Raw genomic sequence first — 16,069 nt, forward strand, 5'->3', positions numbered from 1 at the left:
GAGCACATTGCAGCGCTGGACGCCCAGGGCATCACCAGCTACGTGGCGCCCAACCGTGCCGTGAACAACAAAGGCGATGGCAGTCTGTACGAGCGCAGCGCCTTCACCTACGAAGCGGCCAGCGACAGTTTTACTTGCCCTGCAGGCAAGCAACTCAGACGCAAGCAACTCTCGCGCACGGACAAGATGGTGATCTACGCCGCCCAGCCCAGCGACTGTGCCCAGTGCGCGCGCAAGCCCGCATGCACCACGGCCAGGCAACGCTTCGTGACACGCCACCTGTACGAAGAGGCGCTGCAAGCCAACGCGAGCCGGATGGCCGCGCAGCCATGGATGATGGCGCTCAGGCGCAAGACCGTGAAGCACCCCTTCGCCAGCATCAAGCACCTGATCCTGGGCAATGCCCGGTTGCTGATGAGACACACGAGCGGAGCGCGTGCGGAGTTCAGTCTGGCTGTGATGGCCTACAACCTCAAGCGGGTGTTCAACATGAAGGGAGCGCCCTGGATGCTCCGGGCGCTGGGGGGCTGAGGCCCTTGGGGCAATCGCTCGCCTAACGAAAAATGCCCCGCTCTCGCGGGGCATCTCGATCTAAGCGGGCGGCAGACTATTTACACAGACTGTTTCGCGGGCTTTTTACGTGGCACCGTGGCCGTGGCTCAGACGTCGAAGAACACCGTCTCGTCGGCGCCCTGCATGCGGATGTCGAAGCGGTAGCCGACCGCGCCGCCTTGCTCGAAGCGCTCGGCAATCAGCGTGTGGCGCCGCTCCGCCGGCACGCTCGCGAGCACCGCGTCGCGCGCATTGGCCTCTGCCTCGTCGCTGAAGTAGATGCGCGTGAACGTGTGCAGCAGCAGGCCGCGCATGAGCACGATCACGTTGATGTGCGGTGCCTCGCCGGGCGACTCGGCGCCGGGCTTCACCGTGTGGAACACGAAACGGTTCTGCGCGTCGGTGCCGGTGCCGACGCGGCCGAAGGCGCGAAAGCCGATCTCGCGGACCTCGGCCGGCGTCTGCGGATAGCGGCCCTGGCCGTCGGCCTGGCTGATCTCGACCATCGCGTCGTTGATCGGGTTGCCGTCGCCGTCGATGACGCGGCCCTCGAGGCGGATGCGCTCGCCCGCGGCGTCGTCGAGCGCCACGGCGGCATCGAAGGGCTGGTCGAAGTCGTAGCCGTACTGCGTGGCCGTGAGGCCGTAGGCGAAGTAGGGGCCCACCGTCTGTGACGGGGTCTGGCCAAAGTCGGCCTGCTGGGCGGTCATGAGCTGGTTGTTGCTTTTGTCCATGTCGTGCGTCTCCTGGCTCAGCGGTTCTCGAAGGGGGTCTCGTCGGCGCCGCGCAGCACGATGTCGAACTGGTAGCCGAGCGCGTAGCCTTCCTCGGTGATGTCGAGGCTGAAGTCGGCGATCAGCCGGTTGCGGTAGCGCTCGGGCGTGCCGGTGATCATCGGGTCGTACTGCAGCAGCGGGTCGCCGGGAAAGTACATCTGCGTGACCAGCCGGCTCGCAAAGCTCTGGCCGAACAGCGACAGGTGGATGTGCTGCGGGCGCCAGGCGTTCGGATGGTTGCCCCAGGGGTAGGCGCCGGGCTTGATGGTCAGGAAACGGTAGCGGCCTTCGCTGTCGGTGAGGCAGCGGCCAGCACCGAGGAAGTTGGGGTCGAGCGGCGCATCGTGCTGATCGACCTTGTGCACGTAGCGGCCCGAGGCATTGGCCTGCCACAGCTCGACCAGCGTGTTGGCGACGGGGCGGCGGCGCTCGTCGAGCACACGGCCGGTGAGGATCATGCGTTCGCCGAGCGGCTCGCCGTTCTTGCACGCGTTGCGCGTCAGGTCGTGGTCGAGCGCGCCGATGCTGTCGTGGCCGTAGACCGGCTGCTGCAGCTCGCCGAGCGCCGCCTTCAGCGGCACCAGCGGCTTCTGCGGGCCGCGCTTCATCGTCGACTTGTAGCCGGGATAGATGTACGAGGGATGGGCCTGCCAGTCGCGCGGCGTGAGCACGGCGGCGGGGGCGGCCTCGATGGCCTGGGTTTTGGTCAACATGGGATGTCGTCTCCTGGGTGGGGCGGGGTCTTGTCCGAACATCGAACTCTAGAAGGCCGGTCCGATGATGTAAATTGAAGATTGGTCTCATTTGAATAACCACAGGTAATTGAAAGACTCCGCCGATCTCCGCCAGGATTTTTTGCGCAACGTGCAGTTGCGCCATTTGCGCTGCCTGGTCGCGGTGGCGCAGGAGCGTCACTTGGCGCGCGCGGCCGAGCGGCTCGCGCTGAGCCAGCCCGCGGTGTCGAAGACGCTGTCGGAGCTCGAAGCCATCGTCGGCACGCGACTGGTCGAGCGCAGCAGGGCGGGTCGGCGTGGCGTGCAGGGCCTCACGCCCGCCGGCGAGCAGTTGCTCGCGCATGCGCTGCGCGTGCTCGAGGCGCTCGACGCCAGCGCGCAGGCGGTGGCACCGGCCTCGGGCGAGCGCGTCGAGCGGCTGCGCATCGGGGCGCTCCCGAGCGTGGCGCCGGCACTGCTGCCGGGGCCGATCGCGCGCTTTCGCGAGCGCTGGCCCGCGGTGCAGATGCTGGTGAAGAGCGCCGCAAATCCGGTGCTGCTCGACGAGCTGCGCGCCGGCGAGCTCGACCTCGTGGTCGGCCGCATGAGCGACCCGCGGCTCATCGGCGGACTCAGCTTCGAGTTGCTCTACACCGAGCCGCTGGTGTTCGCGGTGCGTGCGGGCCATCCGCTGCTGGCGCGCTCGCCCGCGCGGGCGGTGTCGGTGCAGGCGGTGCTCGGCTATCCGCTGGTGGTGTACGGCGAGGGCACGGTCCCGCGCCACCATACCGAAAGCTTCCTGCAGGCGCGCGGCCTGGCGCTGCCGCCCGATGCGCTGCAGACGCTCGACGTGGCCCTGGCGCGCGGGCTCGTCGCGGTGTCCGACGCGGTCTGGATCACGCCGCTTGGCGCCGCCCGCGGCGAGCTGGCCGACCAGCGCCTCGTGCGCCTGCGCATCGACACCACGGGCACCGACGAACCCGTGGGCCTGCTGCTGCGCAGCGATGCCGAGCCCTCGCTGCCCCGCGCCGCCATGGCCGCGCTGCTGCGCGAGGCGGCCCGGGAGCAGGGTGCGCCGCTGGCCCGGTCCCGGAAGAAGCCCTCCGTTCGCGTCTAGTCGCGCGTTGCGCGGCGCTGCACGCAATCCACGTAGCCATTGCCGTCGGGCGGGCGGCCGGCGCGCTGGCTCTCCCACATCATCTGGCCCAGGCATTCCATCGCCTCGTGGTGCGCATCGAGCAGCGAGCCCCGGCGCGCGGCCAGCAGTTCGACCGCCTGGCGGATGCCGCGCGGCTGGTCGATCGAGCATTGCTCGCTGATAGACAGGTGCATCGACAGGTGCAGGAACGGGTTCTCGCGGCCCGACGCGCCGTCGTACACGCGCGCCACTGCGGCATCGGCATCGGCCAGGTCGTCGTGGTACTCGGGATGGGCCTCGATCCAGCCGGCCGCGAGCGTCTCGAGTGCTTCCATCGGCAGGCTCTGCCGCTGCTTCGCGAAAACGTCGCAGAAGAAGCGCCGCACGTCTTCCTGGGAGGGATTGAACATATCTGTAGGAAACAAGAAAAAGGGGTCGGAGGGGAAGGATTCTCGGCGCCGAGCGGCCGGGAATGGGGGGCGACGTTCCGGTAGCGCCACGTTACGTCGTTACGTAACAAGTGGCTCAAAGACGCCGCCAGAGGCCGTCCACGGCAGCGGTCCGGCGCCCATCGTCTCAAGAATATCCATGTAAATCAAAGGCTTGCAAATTTGTAGGCGCGAATGCCCTGCGGATCTTCGAGGCGGCACGGTAGTTGCCCCTGTAAAGGCATCTTTTGTCACAGAGGCTGCCATGAACGACCCACAAGCATCGACCCCTTCGACCGACGGACTCGCCGCCAGTGGCGTGGCGCCCGTGGTCATTGCCCAGGCCAACACGGGCGCGCCGCTCGGCACATCCGCCGCGGCCGTTTCGTCGGCACCTGCCGCCGCCGCGGCACCCGCAAGCATCGGCACATTGTCCAATGCCACGCAGGGCGTCGCCGTGATGCGCGACGGTGTCCGCATTCCGGTGGAGGGCAATCAGAGCCTGATCGCAGGCGACCGCGTGCTGGTCCCCGAGGGCGGACAAGCCAACGTGCTGTTCCCCGGCTCGGCCAGCAACAAGGCGCCGCTGGCCGGCGTCTTCACCAGCGGCACCGATGCGACCATCGGCTCGACCAAGCTGCCGGGCGGCCTTGAACAAGTGAACGTCGACGTGGCCCAGGGCGACCTGCAGGTCACGCCGCCCGACAGCGACGCCGATGCGGCCGCGCTGGCGGTCAGCAAGAAGCTTCCGGCAGCCGGCGGCCTGGGACTGGGCGAATTCGCACTCGGCGCGCTCGGTGCCGTGGGCCTGGGTGCCGCTCTGGGCGGCGGTGGCGGCGGTGACGGCGGTATTTCGTTCTTTTCACCGATCGGCGGCGGCGAGACCGATGCCGATGCCGACGCGGATGCGGACGCCGATGCGGATGCGGACGGTGACGCCGATGCCGATGCCGATGCCGATGCCGACGCGGATGCAGACGCAGATGCCGACGTGGACGCGGACGCGGATGCCGACGCAGATGCCGACGCGGACGCGGATGCCGACGCCGATGCGGATGCGGATGCAGATGCAGATGCAGATGCAGATGCAGATGCAGATGCAGATGCAGACAGCGACAGCCTGCTCGACCCGGTCGACGACCTCGCGGACGGTCTTCTCGGAACCGGCGGCAGCAGCAGCGGCGGATTGGGCAGCACGCTCCAGCCGGTCGCAGACCTGGTCGACCAGACCACCGACCTGATCGACGACATCGTCGCGCCCGTGCTCGGCTCCGATTTCGTTGCGGACAACCCGAACCAGTTCGAGCCGGTGGACCACTTCGCCGGCGTCGTGCTCGACGGCCTCAACGGTGCGGCCAGCCCCGTTGTCGACGGCCTGCTTGGCCAAGGCGCCACCGACGCGCTGCTCGGCCAGGTCGACTACGTCACCGACGCGGTTCAGAACGGACTGGACCACCTGCTGGGCGAAGAGGGCATCCTGACGGGCGTGACCGACGCGCTGGGCCTCGACGGCGTGATCGACACGCTGATCGGCGAAGACGGCGTGGTCAGCGAAGTGCTCGACGGCCTGCTTGGCGAAGACAGCCTGCTGGCAGGCGTGGTGGGCCCGGACGGCCTGCTGGGCGGCCTGCTGGGCGAAGAAGGCCTCGTTGGCGGTCTGCTCGGTGAAGACGGTCTGGTGGGCGGTCTGGTTGGCGGCGTGCTGGGCGACGACGGCCTGATCGGTGGGCTGCTGGGCGGCGATCTTCTTGGCGGCGACCTGCTGGGTGGTGTGCTCGGCGAAGACGGTCTCGTGGGTGGCCTGCTCGGTGGTGACCTCCTCGGAGGCGACCTGCTGGGTGGTGTGCTCGGCGAAGACGGCATCGTCGGCGGCCTGCTCGGTGGCGACCTCCTCGGCGGCGACCTGCTGGGCGGCGTGCTGGGCGAAGACGGCATCGTCGGCGGCCTGCTCGGTGGTGACCTCCTCGGTGGCGACCTGCTCGGCGGCGTGCTGGGCGAAGACGGCATCGTCGGTGGCCTGCTCGGCGGTGACCTCCTTGGCGGCGACCTGCTGGGCGGCGTGCTCGGCGAAGACGGCATCGTCGGCGGCCTGCTCGGTGGCGACGGTGCACTGGCCGGCGTGCTGGGCAGCGAAGGCCTCACGGGCGGCCTGCTGGGCCAGGACGGTCTGGTGGACAACCTGCTCGGCGCGAACGGCGCACTGGGCGGATTGCTGGCCGACAGCCCGCTCGGCGGCCTGCTGGGCGGCGAAGACGGCCTGCTAGGCGGCCTGACCGACGGGGTGCTGGGCGACGACGGCTTGCTCGGTGGCCTGCTTGGCGACGACGGCCTCGGCGGCGGTCTTCTGGGTGCGGACGGCCTGCTCGGCAACGATGGCCCGATCGGCGGCCTGCTGAACGGTGACCTGTTGGATGGCGTGCTGGGCGAAGACGGTCTGCTCGGCGGCCTGCTGGGTGGCGGCCTCCTTGGCGGCGACCTGCTCGGCGGCGACCTGCTGGGCGGCGTGCTCGGCGAAGACGGCATCGTCGGCGGCCTGCTCGGTGGTGATCTCCTGGGCGGCGACCTGCTCGGCGGCGTGCTCGGTGAAGACGGCATCGTCGGCGGCCTGCTGGGCGGCGATCTCCTGGGTGGCGACCTGCTGGGTGGCGTGCTCGGCGAAGACGGCATCGTCGGCGGCCTGCTCGGTGGTGACCTCCTGGGCGGCGACCTGCTCGGCGGCGTACTCGGTGAAGAGGGCATCGTCGGCGGCCTGCTCGGTGGCGACCTCCTTGGCGGCGACCTGCTCGGCGGCGTGCTCGGTGAAGACGGCATCGTCGGCGGCCTGCTCGGTGGTGACCTCCTCGGCGGCGACCTGCTCGGCGGCGTGCTCGGTGAAGACGGCATCGTCGGCGGCCTGCTGGGTGGTGACCTCCTTGGCGGCGACCTGCTGGGCGGCGTGCTTGGTGAAGACGGCATCGTCGGCGGCCTGCTGGGTGGTGACCTCCTTGGCGGCGACCTGCTGGGCGGCGTGCTTGGTGAAGACGGCATCGTCGGCGGCCTGCTCGGTGGCGACCTCCTTGGCGGCGACCTGCTTGGCGGCGTGCTTGGCGAAGACGGCATCGTCGGCGGCCTGCTCGGTGGCGATCTCCTGGGTGGCGACCTGCTGGGCGGCGTGCTGGGCGAAGACGGCATCGTCGGCGGCCTGCTGGGTGGTGACCTCCTTGGCGGCGACCTGCTGGGCGGCGTGCTGGGCGAAGACGGCATCGTCGGCGGCCTGCTCGGTGGCGACCTCCTGGGCGGCGGCCTGCTGGGCCAGGACGGCCTGGTCGGCAGCCTGCTCGGCAGCGACGGCCTGCTCGGTGGCGTGGTGGCCAACATCCTCGATCCGGTGCTCGAAGTGGCCGGCGGCGCCGCCGAGACGCTGGAGCCAGTCGTGGCTGCCGTGTCCGAAGTGGCCCAACCGGTGACCGACATCCTGGCCGGTGCGGGCACCACGCTGTCGCCGGTGATCGAGACGGTCGCAGGGCTGGTCGACACGGTGGAGCATGCCGCGCCGATCGTGACCGACGTCGTGACCCCGATCGCCAGCCTGGTCGACCAGGTCGCCGGCAACAACAGCGTGCTGACGCCCGTGTCGAACATCCTGCACGGCCTGCTGGGCTGAGCCCCGGAAACACCACGGGGCAACCCATCACAAGAACGACAGCACAGGGACAGGCCGCAACCCGGCCTGTCCCGCCAAAAGGACGATCAACATGAACAAGAACTTCCGGATACTCGCCACCCTCGCATTGGCCGCCAGCCTTGCCGCTTGCGGCACCGGCCCCAAGGACGGCCGCGAAGACGCCAAGTACTACTTCTCGAACAAGGCCGCGAGCAACGTGGCCAGGGTGCAGGCGCCGCCGGCGCCGCTGGCGCAGAACGGCCCGGTCGGCGTGCCGCGCATCGTGTACTTCGACTTCGACAAGTACAACATCCGTGCGCAGGACCGCAGCGTGGTCGAGGCGCACGCGAGCTACCTGCGCAACCGTCCCACGAGCCGCGTGGTGATCGAAGGCCACACCGACTCGCGCGGCGGACGCGAATACAACCTGGCGCTGGGCCAGCGCCGCTCCGAAGCCGTGCAGCGTGCGCTCACGCAGCTGGGCGTGCCGGCCGAGCGCATCGAGGCCATCAGCTGGGGCATCGAGAAGCCTGCGTCGCCCGACAACACCGAGGAGGGCTATCAGCTCAATCGCCGAGCTGAATTCAGCTACCGCTGAAGCCGGAGAACGCGACCCCCTTGCGCAGCGTGAACAGGCCCTGGGCTGAATGATGTCCTTCTCCGAACAGCTCCATGCCTGCCACGAGCGCCTGGCCTCGGTATGTGCGGCGCTGCCACCGCCCTATCCGGCCTTCACGCTCTTCTTCTCGGTCACCGACGGTTCGCAGCGCGCGCATGTGGTGCACGCACGCGCGGCCGATTTCGAGACCGCGTGGCGCGAAGGCGCGGAAGCGGTCGAACGGCGGGTGCGCGACTGCGGCCTCGTCGCGCCGTGGCTGCGCATCGACTGGGTCGAGGGCGCGAGCCCGTTGGGGTGGGGCCAATTCAAGGCCCAGCTCGGCGCCGTCAAGCGCAACTACTTCCGTCTCGGCCTGGCCTTCGACAAGGACTTCGAGACCGCCTTCACCGAGCAGGAGCTCAACGCCAATGCGATGCTGAGCGGCGATTCGACCATCGCGCATGCGGTGGTGAACGCGCGCAATTTCGCGCTCTATGCCGAAGCGCGTTTTGCCCGCGCGCTGGCGCTCGATCTGCCCGCGGACCACCCGGTCTACCTGCTCGCGACAGTGGGCGTGTTCTGCCAGGCCGACGGCGTGGTGCACAAGCTGGTGGGCACGGGGCTCGATGCGGGACGCCGCCAGTCGCCTGCGCTCACGCCACCTTCGGCCCTCGAGCTGGTGCGCAGCGGCGCGGTCTATCTTGCGCGCCAGGTGCAGGACGACGGGCTGTTCGTCTCCGGCTACTTCCCCTGCTTCGACCGCCGCATTCCGACCTACGACGCGATGCGCCATGCAAGCGTGGTCAGCGCCATGGTCGAGGCCTGGGAGCTCACGCGCGACGAGAAGCTGCGCGCCGCGATCGACCGCGCGCTGCCGCCGCTCGCGAGCCGCTTCATCCGCGAATACAAGCTGCCCGACGGCCGCGAGGCCGCCTTCCTGGTCGACGGCGAAGAGATCACGCTCGGCGGCAACGCCGCCTGCATCCTCGCGCTGGTGGCGCACGGCGAGGCGATGGAGACGCGCCGCTGGCTGCCGCTGCTCGAGAAGCTCGCGCTGGGCATCGCCTCGCTGCAGGACCCTGCCACCGGCCGCTTCAACCATGTGCTGCACGCCGCCGACCTGCGCGTGAAGCAGGCCGCGCGTGCCGTCTACCACGAGGGCGAGGCGGTGTTCGGCCTCATGCGGCTCTACGGCCTCACGCGCGATCCGCGCTGGCTCGCGGTGGTCGAGAAGGCCTTCGACCATTTCATCGCCAGCCAGCACTGGCAGGCGCACGACCACTGGCTGAGCCGCTGCGTGAACGAGCTCACGCGCTGGAGCCCGCAGGAGCGCTACTTCCGCTTCGGCCTGCAGAACGTCGCGGGCTACCTCGACTTCGTGCTCGACCGCAAGACCACCTTCCCGACGCTGCTCGAACTCATGCTGGCCGCGCAGCAGATGCTGCAGCGGCTCGAGGGCATGGCGGCCATGCGGCACCTGCTCGACGAGCTCGACACCGAGAAGTTCTACCGCGCGCTCGACTACCGCGCGCACTACCTTCAGAACGGCTTCTTCTGGCCCGAGATGGCGATGTACTTTCGCCGTCCGTCGCACATTGCCGGCGCATTCTTCGTGCGCCACCATGCGTTTCGCGTGCGCATCGACGACGTGGCGCAGTACATGTCGGGCTTCGTCGCCTACCACCGCTACCTGCTCGAGCGGCCGGCAGTGCCGGGTGCGGGCAACGCCAGGGACGACGGCGCCGAATGGACCGCCGACGAGATGGCGCGCGTGACCGGCGGCGACTGGGTGGTGCGGCCCGACGACGGCTGGCGCGCCACCGGCATCACGCAGCGCTCGTTCCTGCGCAAGGGCCGCGTGGTGTTCGAGCACCAGACGCGCCCCTCGAAGGCGCCGCTGGCCGCAGTGATCCTCAAGGGCGTGCTGCAGCCCGCGGCCGCCGTGCTGTGCACCGACGCCTCGGCGCACCTCGACAAGCGCGTACCGGTGCTGCAGGTGAAGAACCTGCCGCAGGCGGTGCTGGCGCTGGGCACGCATGCGCGCACCGAGTTCGCGGGCCGTGTCTGCGGCGTGGTGGGCAGCGGCGCGGCCAGCAGCACGGTGGCGGCGATGCTGGCCGATGCCCTGGGCGTCTGGGGCGAGGTCGGCCGGCCCGAAGGCAACGTCAGCCTGCCCTCGGGCATGGCCTGGAACCTGACCTGCATGCCGCGGCGCGCCGCCTACTGGGTGCTGGAGATGGGTTCGCCGAACCTGCCCGCGCTGACCGAGCTGGTGCGCCCGATGCTGGCCGTGGTCACCGGGCTGTCGGCCTCTGCGCAGAAGCGCAGCGGCCCTTCGGACGCCGCCGCGCGGCAGGACAGCCGCATCTTCGAGGGCATGGCGCCTGGCGACACCGCGGTGCTCAACCGCGACATCCCCGAGTTCGCGGCCTTCGCCGAAGCCGCCATGGCACACCAGCTCCAGATCGTGAGCTATGGCGAGCACCAGGACGCCGACCTGCGGCTTCTGGCCTTCGACCACGGCGAGGCGCAAGTCGCAGTGCTCGGCGAGCCGTTCCAGCTGCGGCTCAACGCGCCGGGGCGCCACATGGGCCTTAGCGCCGTGGCCACGCTGGCGGCGCTGCATGCGATGCGGCTCAAGCTCGCGGCCGCGGTGGAGCCGCTTGCCGCATTCGAGCCCTCCGGCGCGCGCGGCGCGCTGCACACCATCCACATCGGCGGCGGCAGCTTCAAGCTGATCGACGAGACCTACGACGCCAACCCGAGTTCGATGCGCGCTGCGCTCGAACTGCTGTCGCAGGCGCCCTGCGAGCCCGCGCGCCGCGTGGCGATCCTCGGCGACATGCAGGAGCTCGGCCCCGCTGCGCAACGCCACCACCTCGACCTCGAGCCCGAGCTGCTCGCCTCGCAACCCGACCGCGTGCTGCTGTGCGGACCGCTGATGCGCGCGCTGCATGCGCGCATCAGCACCAAGGTCCGCTCGCACTGGTTCGTCGACGTGGCCGATCTGTCGACCGCACTCGGAGGCCTGCTGCAGCCGGGCGACTGGGTGCTGGCCAAGAGTTCCCCCGGTGTCGGCCTTTCGCGCCTCGCCCGGGTATTGAAAGCACTGCCATGAAACCCAGCCTCTCCCTTCCACTTTCCGCCGAGGCTTCGCCCGCGACCCCGCGCCGCTGGTGGCTCGGATGGTTTCAGCTTCTTTGCGCCTGGTTGCTGTGCATGTTGCTGTGTGCCAACGTCGCGCTCGTGCTCGCGCAGGACCAGCCGCCGCGGGAGCCGGAGCGCCCGGTGGCCCGCAAGCCCGTTGATTGCGGGCTTCAGGATGGCGCGACCGCGGCGACCGCGCCGCCTACGCTGCGGGAAGCGCTTCGATGCAGTGGTGCGTAAAAGAAAATCGCTTCGTAACATTTGGGTAACAGTCGATAATGACGCAGGCGTCATTGCCGCACGGATCGGCCTTTTCCCATGATCAAGTTTCTTCTGCCCAGCCAGCTGCTGGCCGACCCGCCGGAGGAGGCTGGCTCGAGCCCCTACGCGGGCGCGCTGCACAAGGCGTTTCGCGATGCCTATCCGCTGGTCAAGAGCGCGGCCTGGCGCTCGCTGCCGATCAGCCTGTTCGGCCTGCTGCCGTCGATCTTCCTGCTGCAGGTGTATGACCGCGTGCTGTCGCGCAGCGGTGTCTCGACGCTGGCCGCGCTGGTCTGCGGCATCCTGTTCTTCCTGTGCATCGAGTTCTGGCTGCGCATGCGGCGCTCTCGCCTGCTGCGCAATGCGGGCGCGATCATCGACCATGGTGTCTCGGGGGCGCTGCTGCATTCGATGCTGAACCGGCCGCTGCGCGCACTCGAGGCGCGCCCGGCTTCGGTGTGGCACCAGTTCTTCCGCGACGTGGCCTCGGTGCGCGGCACGGTCACGGGCGGCCTGGCGCAATCGATCTTCGACCTGCCGATGGCGGTGTTCGCGCTGGCGGTGATCGGCATCGTGGCACTGCCGGTGCTGCCTGTGGTGGTGCTGTTCCTCGGCATCATGGCCTTCCTGGCCTGGTGGTGGGCCGATGAGGTGCGCACCGGCCGGGTCGAGGAAGTGCAGCGCGGACGCGGCCTCGACCGCATGACCGCCGAGATCTGCAACGCCCGCGAAACGCTCAAGACGCAGGCCAACGACGGTCCCACCGTCGAGATGTGGCGCCAGACCTACAACGACTGGCTCGGCGAGAGCTTCAGCAAGAACGGCCAGATCGAGACCGCGCGCGACGGAACCACGGTGCTGCTGACGGTGTTCTCGGTGATCATCGTCACGGTGGGCGCGATCTCGGTCATGGAGCAGTGGATGACCGTTGGCGGGCTTGTCGCTTCGAACATGCTGGCGCTCAAGGCGCTGCAGCCGGTGGCCGGCCTGGTCTCGAGCTGGCGCTCGCTGGCCGCTGCCAAGGAAGCGGCCAAGCGGCTAGAGAAGGTGCTGGGCGAGCCCGTCGAGAAGCCGCCGTCGGGCATGACGCTGCCGCAGCCGCTCGGCCGCGTGACGCTCAAGGACGTGAGCTTCAGCTTCAGCGCCGAGTCGCACAAGCCGGTGCTCGAGAACGTCGACCTCGACATCGGTCCCGGCGGGCTGCACGTGATCGTGGGGCGCAACGGCGCCGGCAAGTCGACGCTGGTCAAGCTGCTCTCGGGCCTGTACACGCCCACGCGCGGCGTCATCAGCATCGGCGAATACGACCTGTCGCAGTTCGGCCGCGAAGAGCTGTCGCGCTGGATCAGCTATCTCTCGCAGGAGGTCTACTGGTTCGGCGGCCCGCTGATCGACACCATGCGCCGCACCGCGCCGGGCCAGAGCGACGAGCAGGTGGTGGCCGCCTGCAAGCTTTCGGGCGCGCACGACTTCATCTCGCGGCTGCCCGACGGCTACCGCACCGTGGTGGGCGAGGGCGGCGTGGGCTTCTCGGTCGGCGAGCGGCGCAAGCTCGCGCTGGCCATGAGCTTCCTGCGCAAGCCTTCGGTGCTGGTGCTCGACGAACCAAGCAACGACCTCGACTTCCAGAGCGAGCGCACGCTGCTCGCCACGCTGCTTGCGGTGGCCAAGGTGCGCACCGTGGTGGTGGTGACGCATTCGCTGCGCATCGTGTCGGCCGCCACCACGGTCTACCACGTGACAGGGCAGGGCAATGTCGAGCAGGGAACGGCGGCCGTCATGGTGCCGAAGCTCTTCGGCGTGAAGAAGGCGCTGGTGGCGCTGGGCGATGGCGGTGCGGGCGACGACGAAGCCGCGCACGGCGCCGGCGCCAGCCGCTCCATGGCCTGAACGAACGAAGAACCGTATGTGGGGACCGAATTGAAATCAGATTTGCCGCAGATCCTCCAGGAAGAGGAAAGCAAGCGCTCGGCGCAGACGTCGCCCAGCGGCCGGCGGCGCCAATGGGTGATCGGCGGCGCGGTGGCGCTGCTGGCCGTGGTGGGGCTGGGCTTTCCGATGGAGACGGTGGTGGTGGCGCCGGGGCGGGTTATTCCGTCCGACCGGGTCAAGTCGATCCAGCATCTCGAAGGCGGCATCGTCAGCGAGGTGATGGTGAAGGAAGGCGACCGGGTGCAGCAGGGCCAGTCGCTGGTCGAGATCGACCTGGGCGGCAGCGGCCTGAACTTCGAGGAGCTTTCTGCACGTTATGCGTCCACGCAGGCCACGCGCATCCGGCTCATGGCCGAGAGCCGGGGCCAGCCGCTGCGGCGCGACAGCTTTGCCGCCGACATCGACGCCAGCGTGCTCGACGGCGAGGTCGGCGCCTATGAGGCGCGCTCGCTCGAGCAGCGCGGCGTGATGGCCGGCGCGGTGTCGATGCTGGAGCAGGCGCGCAGCAAGCTGCTCGAGCAGCAGGCCAAGGTCAAGGGCCTGAACGACCGGCTGGCGCTGATGCAGAAGGAACTCGAGATTTCCGAGCAGCTGCTCAGCGAGAAGCTCGTGGGCCAGGTCGAGGTGCTCGAGAAGCGCCGCCAGGTCGAGGGTGTGCGCAGCGAGCTTGCGGTGGCGCGTCAGGGCTCGATCTCGGCCGGCGCCGCCATCGCCGAGGCCCAGGCCAAGATGGCCGAGGCCGAAGGCCGCTTCCGCCGCCGTGCATCCGACGAGCTGGCCACCGTGGAGCGCCAGTTCGCGAGCCTCAGCGAAGACCTCGCGCGGGCCCGCACGCAGCGCTCGCGCACCACCGTGAAGGCGCCCGCCGACGGCATCATCAAGGGCCTGCGCAGCGCGAGCCCGGGCTGGGTCATCAAGCCCGGCGAAGCGATCATGGAAGTGGTGCCCGACAAGGACGAGGTCATGATCGAGGCGCGCCTGAACCCGAACGACCGGGGCTTCGTCGAGATCGGGCAGGGCGCGCGCGTGAAGATCACGGCCTACGACTACCTGCGCTACGGCGCGGTCGAGGGCCAGGTCACGCTGGTGGCGGCCGACGCCGACCGCGATCCGGCCGTCGCCAACTCGACGCCCTACTACCGCATCCTGGTCGGCACCGAGCAGACCTTCGTGGGGCAGAAGGAAAACCGCATCACCGCCGGCATGGAGGCGGAGGTCGACCTGAAGGTGGGCACCGATCCGTTCATCTGGTACATCCTTCGTCCGGTGCTCAAGCTGCGACGCGAAGCGTTCCGCGAACCATGAGCGCGACGACCGATACAGGCCGGCGCCGAACCACGGGCACCGGCGTCCTCTGTGCGGCGCTGTGCGCCGGCCTCTTGCTGCCGCCCGAAGCCGCGCTGGCGCAGGAGTCCCCGCCAACGCTGGCGGCCGCGCGCCGCCTTTCGTCGCCATCGCTCGGCGCCGCGAGCTCCGTGCAGCGCGTGAAGCAGGCGCTCTTCACGCTGTCGCAGGAATTCCCCGAGGTGCAGACCGCGCAGGCCGCCGCCAACACCAGCGGCTTCGGCGTGGAGACGGCCAAGAAGGCGCGCTATCCGCGGTTCAAGATGGGCACTGCTTCGGGCACCTACAACAGCGGCGCTGCCAATGCCGCCACGGAGAACTACACCGTGCTGACCGCCGAAGCACGCGTGAGCCTGATCGACGGCGGTGCCATGAGCGCCGCCGTGCGGGCCGCCGAGGCGGGCAACCAGGCCGACGAGGACGCGGTTGTCACCACCTCGCAGAAGGTGGTGCTGGATGCGCTCACCGCCTACCTGCAGGTGCAGCGCTTCGACCTGAAGAAGCAGATCGCGCGCAAGTCCACCGAAGTGGTGGCCGAGCTCTCGCGCGTCGAATCGCGGCGCGTCGCACTCGGAGCGACGGGCGAGAACGACCTGAACATGGCGGCCTCGCGCCGCGCCGCCGTGGCCGCGCGCGAGGCAGATTTCGAGGCCCAGCGCGACGAGGCGCTGGCCAAGTTCAACACCTACTTCCGCTTCACGCCCGAGCCTTCGTCGCTGCCCGTGCTCGCCGCGCCCGCAGCCTGGCGCATCGTGTCGCGCGACGAGGCCCTGCGCCGTGCCGAGGAGCGCAGCACCGAGATCGCCGAGGCCAGGGGCCGCGTTGCGCGCGCGCAGGCGCTGGTCGAGCAGCAGGAAGCCAGCATCTGGCCCACGGTTGACGCGGTGGTCGTCAAGAGCAAGGACCCGCGCGGCGTCTCGCCGCAAGATCCGACGCGCGCGGCCTTCGAGCTGAACTGGAACTTCGGCAACGGCTTCGACCGGCAGATGAAGTTGAAGTCCGCGCTCGCCGAGGTCGCCAACCAGGAAGCCAAGCTCGAAGGCGTGCGGCTCAACCTGCTCGAACTCACGTCGGCCTCGTGGTCGCGCACCGTGTCGGGCCGCGAACGCGAACGCCAGCTCATGGAGGCCGTCAACGCGTCGGGCCAGTCGTTCCGCGGCCGGCGCCGGCTGATGGAGTTCGGCCGCGAGACCCTGCCCGCCGTGCTCGACGCGCAGCTCGACTACTACACCCTGCTGTTCGACTATGTCGATTCGGTCTTCGACCTGCGCATCACCGAGCTGCGCCTCGCGCGCACCGTGGGTGAACTGCGCATCGACCCCGAAGCCGGCAACAACTGGATCGACCGCATCTTCGGCCCGCCGACCCGCCCGGTGCTGAGCGACGACGGCATGCTCGCGATGCTGTGCATTGCGAGCAACGCGGCCTGTGCGAACGAGGCGGTGGTCGACCGGAGCGCGAGCGCGACGGCCGCCGCCCCCGCGCTGCGCACCACGCAAAGAATGCCTGCCCGCTGATCCGCGGGCGAGCGCGGAGC

At 69.5% G+C, this 16,069-nt stretch carries 12 protein-coding genes; 9 read left to right on the forward strand and 3 right to left on the reverse strand.

The features are described from left to right. The coding region (locus AC3A6J_RS25250) for a transposase (protein ID WP_487862748.1) at nt 1-531 on the forward strand (531 nt) is incomplete at its 5' end. 128 nt (nt 532-659) lie between these two features. On the opposite strand, the gene pcaG is transcribed toward AC3A6J_RS25250, so the two are convergent. Then, entirely contained in the window at nt 660-1,286 is a 627-nt protein-coding gene (pcaG, locus tag AC3A6J_RS25255; protein ID WP_487862749.1) for a protocatechuate 3,4-dioxygenase subunit alpha, read from the reverse strand. Between the two features lie 17 nt (nt 1,287-1,303). Further along, on the reverse strand, nt 1,304-2,041 hold the full coding sequence (pcaH, locus tag AC3A6J_RS25260; RefSeq protein ID WP_487862750.1) for a protocatechuate 3,4-dioxygenase subunit beta: 738 nt from the start codon (nt 2,039-2,041) through the stop codon (nt 1,304-1,306). A 109-nt stretch (nt 2,042-2,150) separates the two neighbouring features. Between pcaH and AC3A6J_RS25265 the strand changes: the two genes are divergently transcribed. Then, on the forward strand, nt 2,151-3,158 hold the full coding sequence (locus AC3A6J_RS25265; protein ID WP_487862751.1) for a LysR substrate-binding domain-containing protein: 1,008 nt from the start codon (nt 2,151-2,153) through the stop codon (nt 3,156-3,158). Here the strand turns inward: AC3A6J_RS25265 and AC3A6J_RS25270 are convergent. Next, nucleotides 3,155-3,589 (reverse strand): DUF1841 family protein, encoded by a 435-nt coding sequence (locus tag AC3A6J_RS25270; protein WP_487862752.1) that lies wholly within the window; start codon nt 3,587-3,589, stop codon nt 3,155-3,157. The genes AC3A6J_RS25265 and AC3A6J_RS25270 overlap by 4 nt on opposite strands. A gap of 283 nt (nt 3,590-3,872) precedes the next feature. Here AC3A6J_RS25270 and AC3A6J_RS25275 point away from each other — a divergent pair, with 283 nt between their 5' ends. From AC3A6J_RS25275 to AC3A6J_RS25305, 7 genes are all read left to right on the forward strand, one after another. Then, entirely contained in the window at nt 3,873-7,250 is a 3,378-nt protein-coding gene (locus AC3A6J_RS25275; protein ID WP_487862753.1) for a hypothetical protein, read from the forward strand. Between the two features lie 91 nt (nt 7,251-7,341). Next, entirely contained in the window at nt 7,342-7,848 is a 507-nt protein-coding gene (gene pal / locus AC3A6J_RS25280; protein WP_487862754.1) for a peptidoglycan-associated lipoprotein Pal, read from the forward strand. Between the two features lie 49 nt (nt 7,849-7,897). Beyond that, nucleotides 7,898-10,966 carry a glutamate ligase domain-containing protein gene (locus AC3A6J_RS25285; RefSeq protein ID WP_487862755.1) on the forward strand — a complete coding sequence of 1,023 codons (3,069 nt, stop codon included), beginning with the start codon at nt 7,898-7,900 and terminating at the stop codon, nt 10,964-10,966. Further along, a complete protein-coding gene (locus tag AC3A6J_RS25290) occupies nt 10,963-11,235 on the forward strand; it encodes a hypothetical protein (RefSeq protein WP_487862756.1) in 273 nt (90 codons plus the stop codon). Before AC3A6J_RS25285 ends, AC3A6J_RS25290 begins: the two co-directional genes overlap by 4 nt. A gap of 78 nt (nt 11,236-11,313) precedes the next feature. Next, a complete protein-coding gene (locus tag AC3A6J_RS25295; RefSeq protein WP_487862757.1) occupies nt 11,314-13,146 on the forward strand; it encodes a peptidase domain-containing ABC transporter in 1,833 nt (610 codons plus the stop codon). Between the two features lie 30 nt (nt 13,147-13,176). After that, nucleotides 13,177-14,493 carry an HlyD family type I secretion periplasmic adaptor subunit gene (locus tag AC3A6J_RS25300; RefSeq protein WP_487862758.1) on the forward strand — a complete coding sequence of 439 codons (1,317 nt, stop codon included), beginning with the start codon at nt 13,177-13,179 and terminating at the stop codon, nt 14,491-14,493. Beyond that, nucleotides 14,490-16,049: a TolC family protein gene (locus tag AC3A6J_RS25305; RefSeq protein ID WP_487862759.1), complete on the forward strand. Its 1,560-nt coding sequence runs from the start codon at nt 14,490-14,492 to the stop codon at nt 16,047-16,049. The genes AC3A6J_RS25300 and AC3A6J_RS25305 overlap by 4 nt, the downstream gene beginning before the upstream one ends. Nucleotides 16,050-16,069 lie beyond the last annotated feature (20 nt).

It is taken from the genome of Variovorax sp. Soil_C_39 (assembly GCF_057656815.1).

Bases quoted from the DNA above. Each gene is read 5' to 3' on its own strand.
- AC3A6J_RS25305 (WP_487862759.1), top strand. From the start codon at position 14,490: ATGAGCGCGACGACCGATACAGGCCGGCGCCGAACCACGGGCACCGGC.
- AC3A6J_RS25295 (WP_487862757.1), top strand. From the start codon at position 11,314: ATGATCAAGTTTCTTCTGCCCAGCCAGCTGCTGGCCGACCCGCCGGAG.
- AC3A6J_RS25275 (WP_487862753.1), top strand. From the start codon at position 3,873: ATGAACGACCCACAAGCATCGACCCCTTCGACCGACGGACTCGCCGCC.
- pal (WP_487862754.1), top strand. From the start codon at position 7,342: ATGAACAAGAACTTCCGGATACTCGCCACCCTCGCATTGGCCGCCAGC.
- AC3A6J_RS25285 (WP_487862755.1), top strand. From the start codon at position 7,898: ATGATGTCCTTCTCCGAACAGCTCCATGCCTGCCACGAGCGCCTGGCC.
- pcaH (WP_487862750.1), bottom strand. From the start codon at position 2,041: ATGTTGACCAAAACCCAGGCCATCGAGGCCGCCCCCGCCGCCGTGCTC.
- pcaG (WP_487862749.1), bottom strand. From the start codon at position 1,286: ATGGACAAAAGCAACAACCAGCTCATGACCGCCCAGCAGGCCGACTTT.
- AC3A6J_RS25270 (WP_487862752.1), bottom strand. From the start codon at position 3,589: ATGTTCAATCCCTCCCAGGAAGACGTGCGGCGCTTCTTCTGCGACGTT.
- AC3A6J_RS25290 (WP_487862756.1), top strand. From the start codon at position 10,963: ATGAAACCCAGCCTCTCCCTTCCACTTTCCGCCGAGGCTTCGCCCGCG.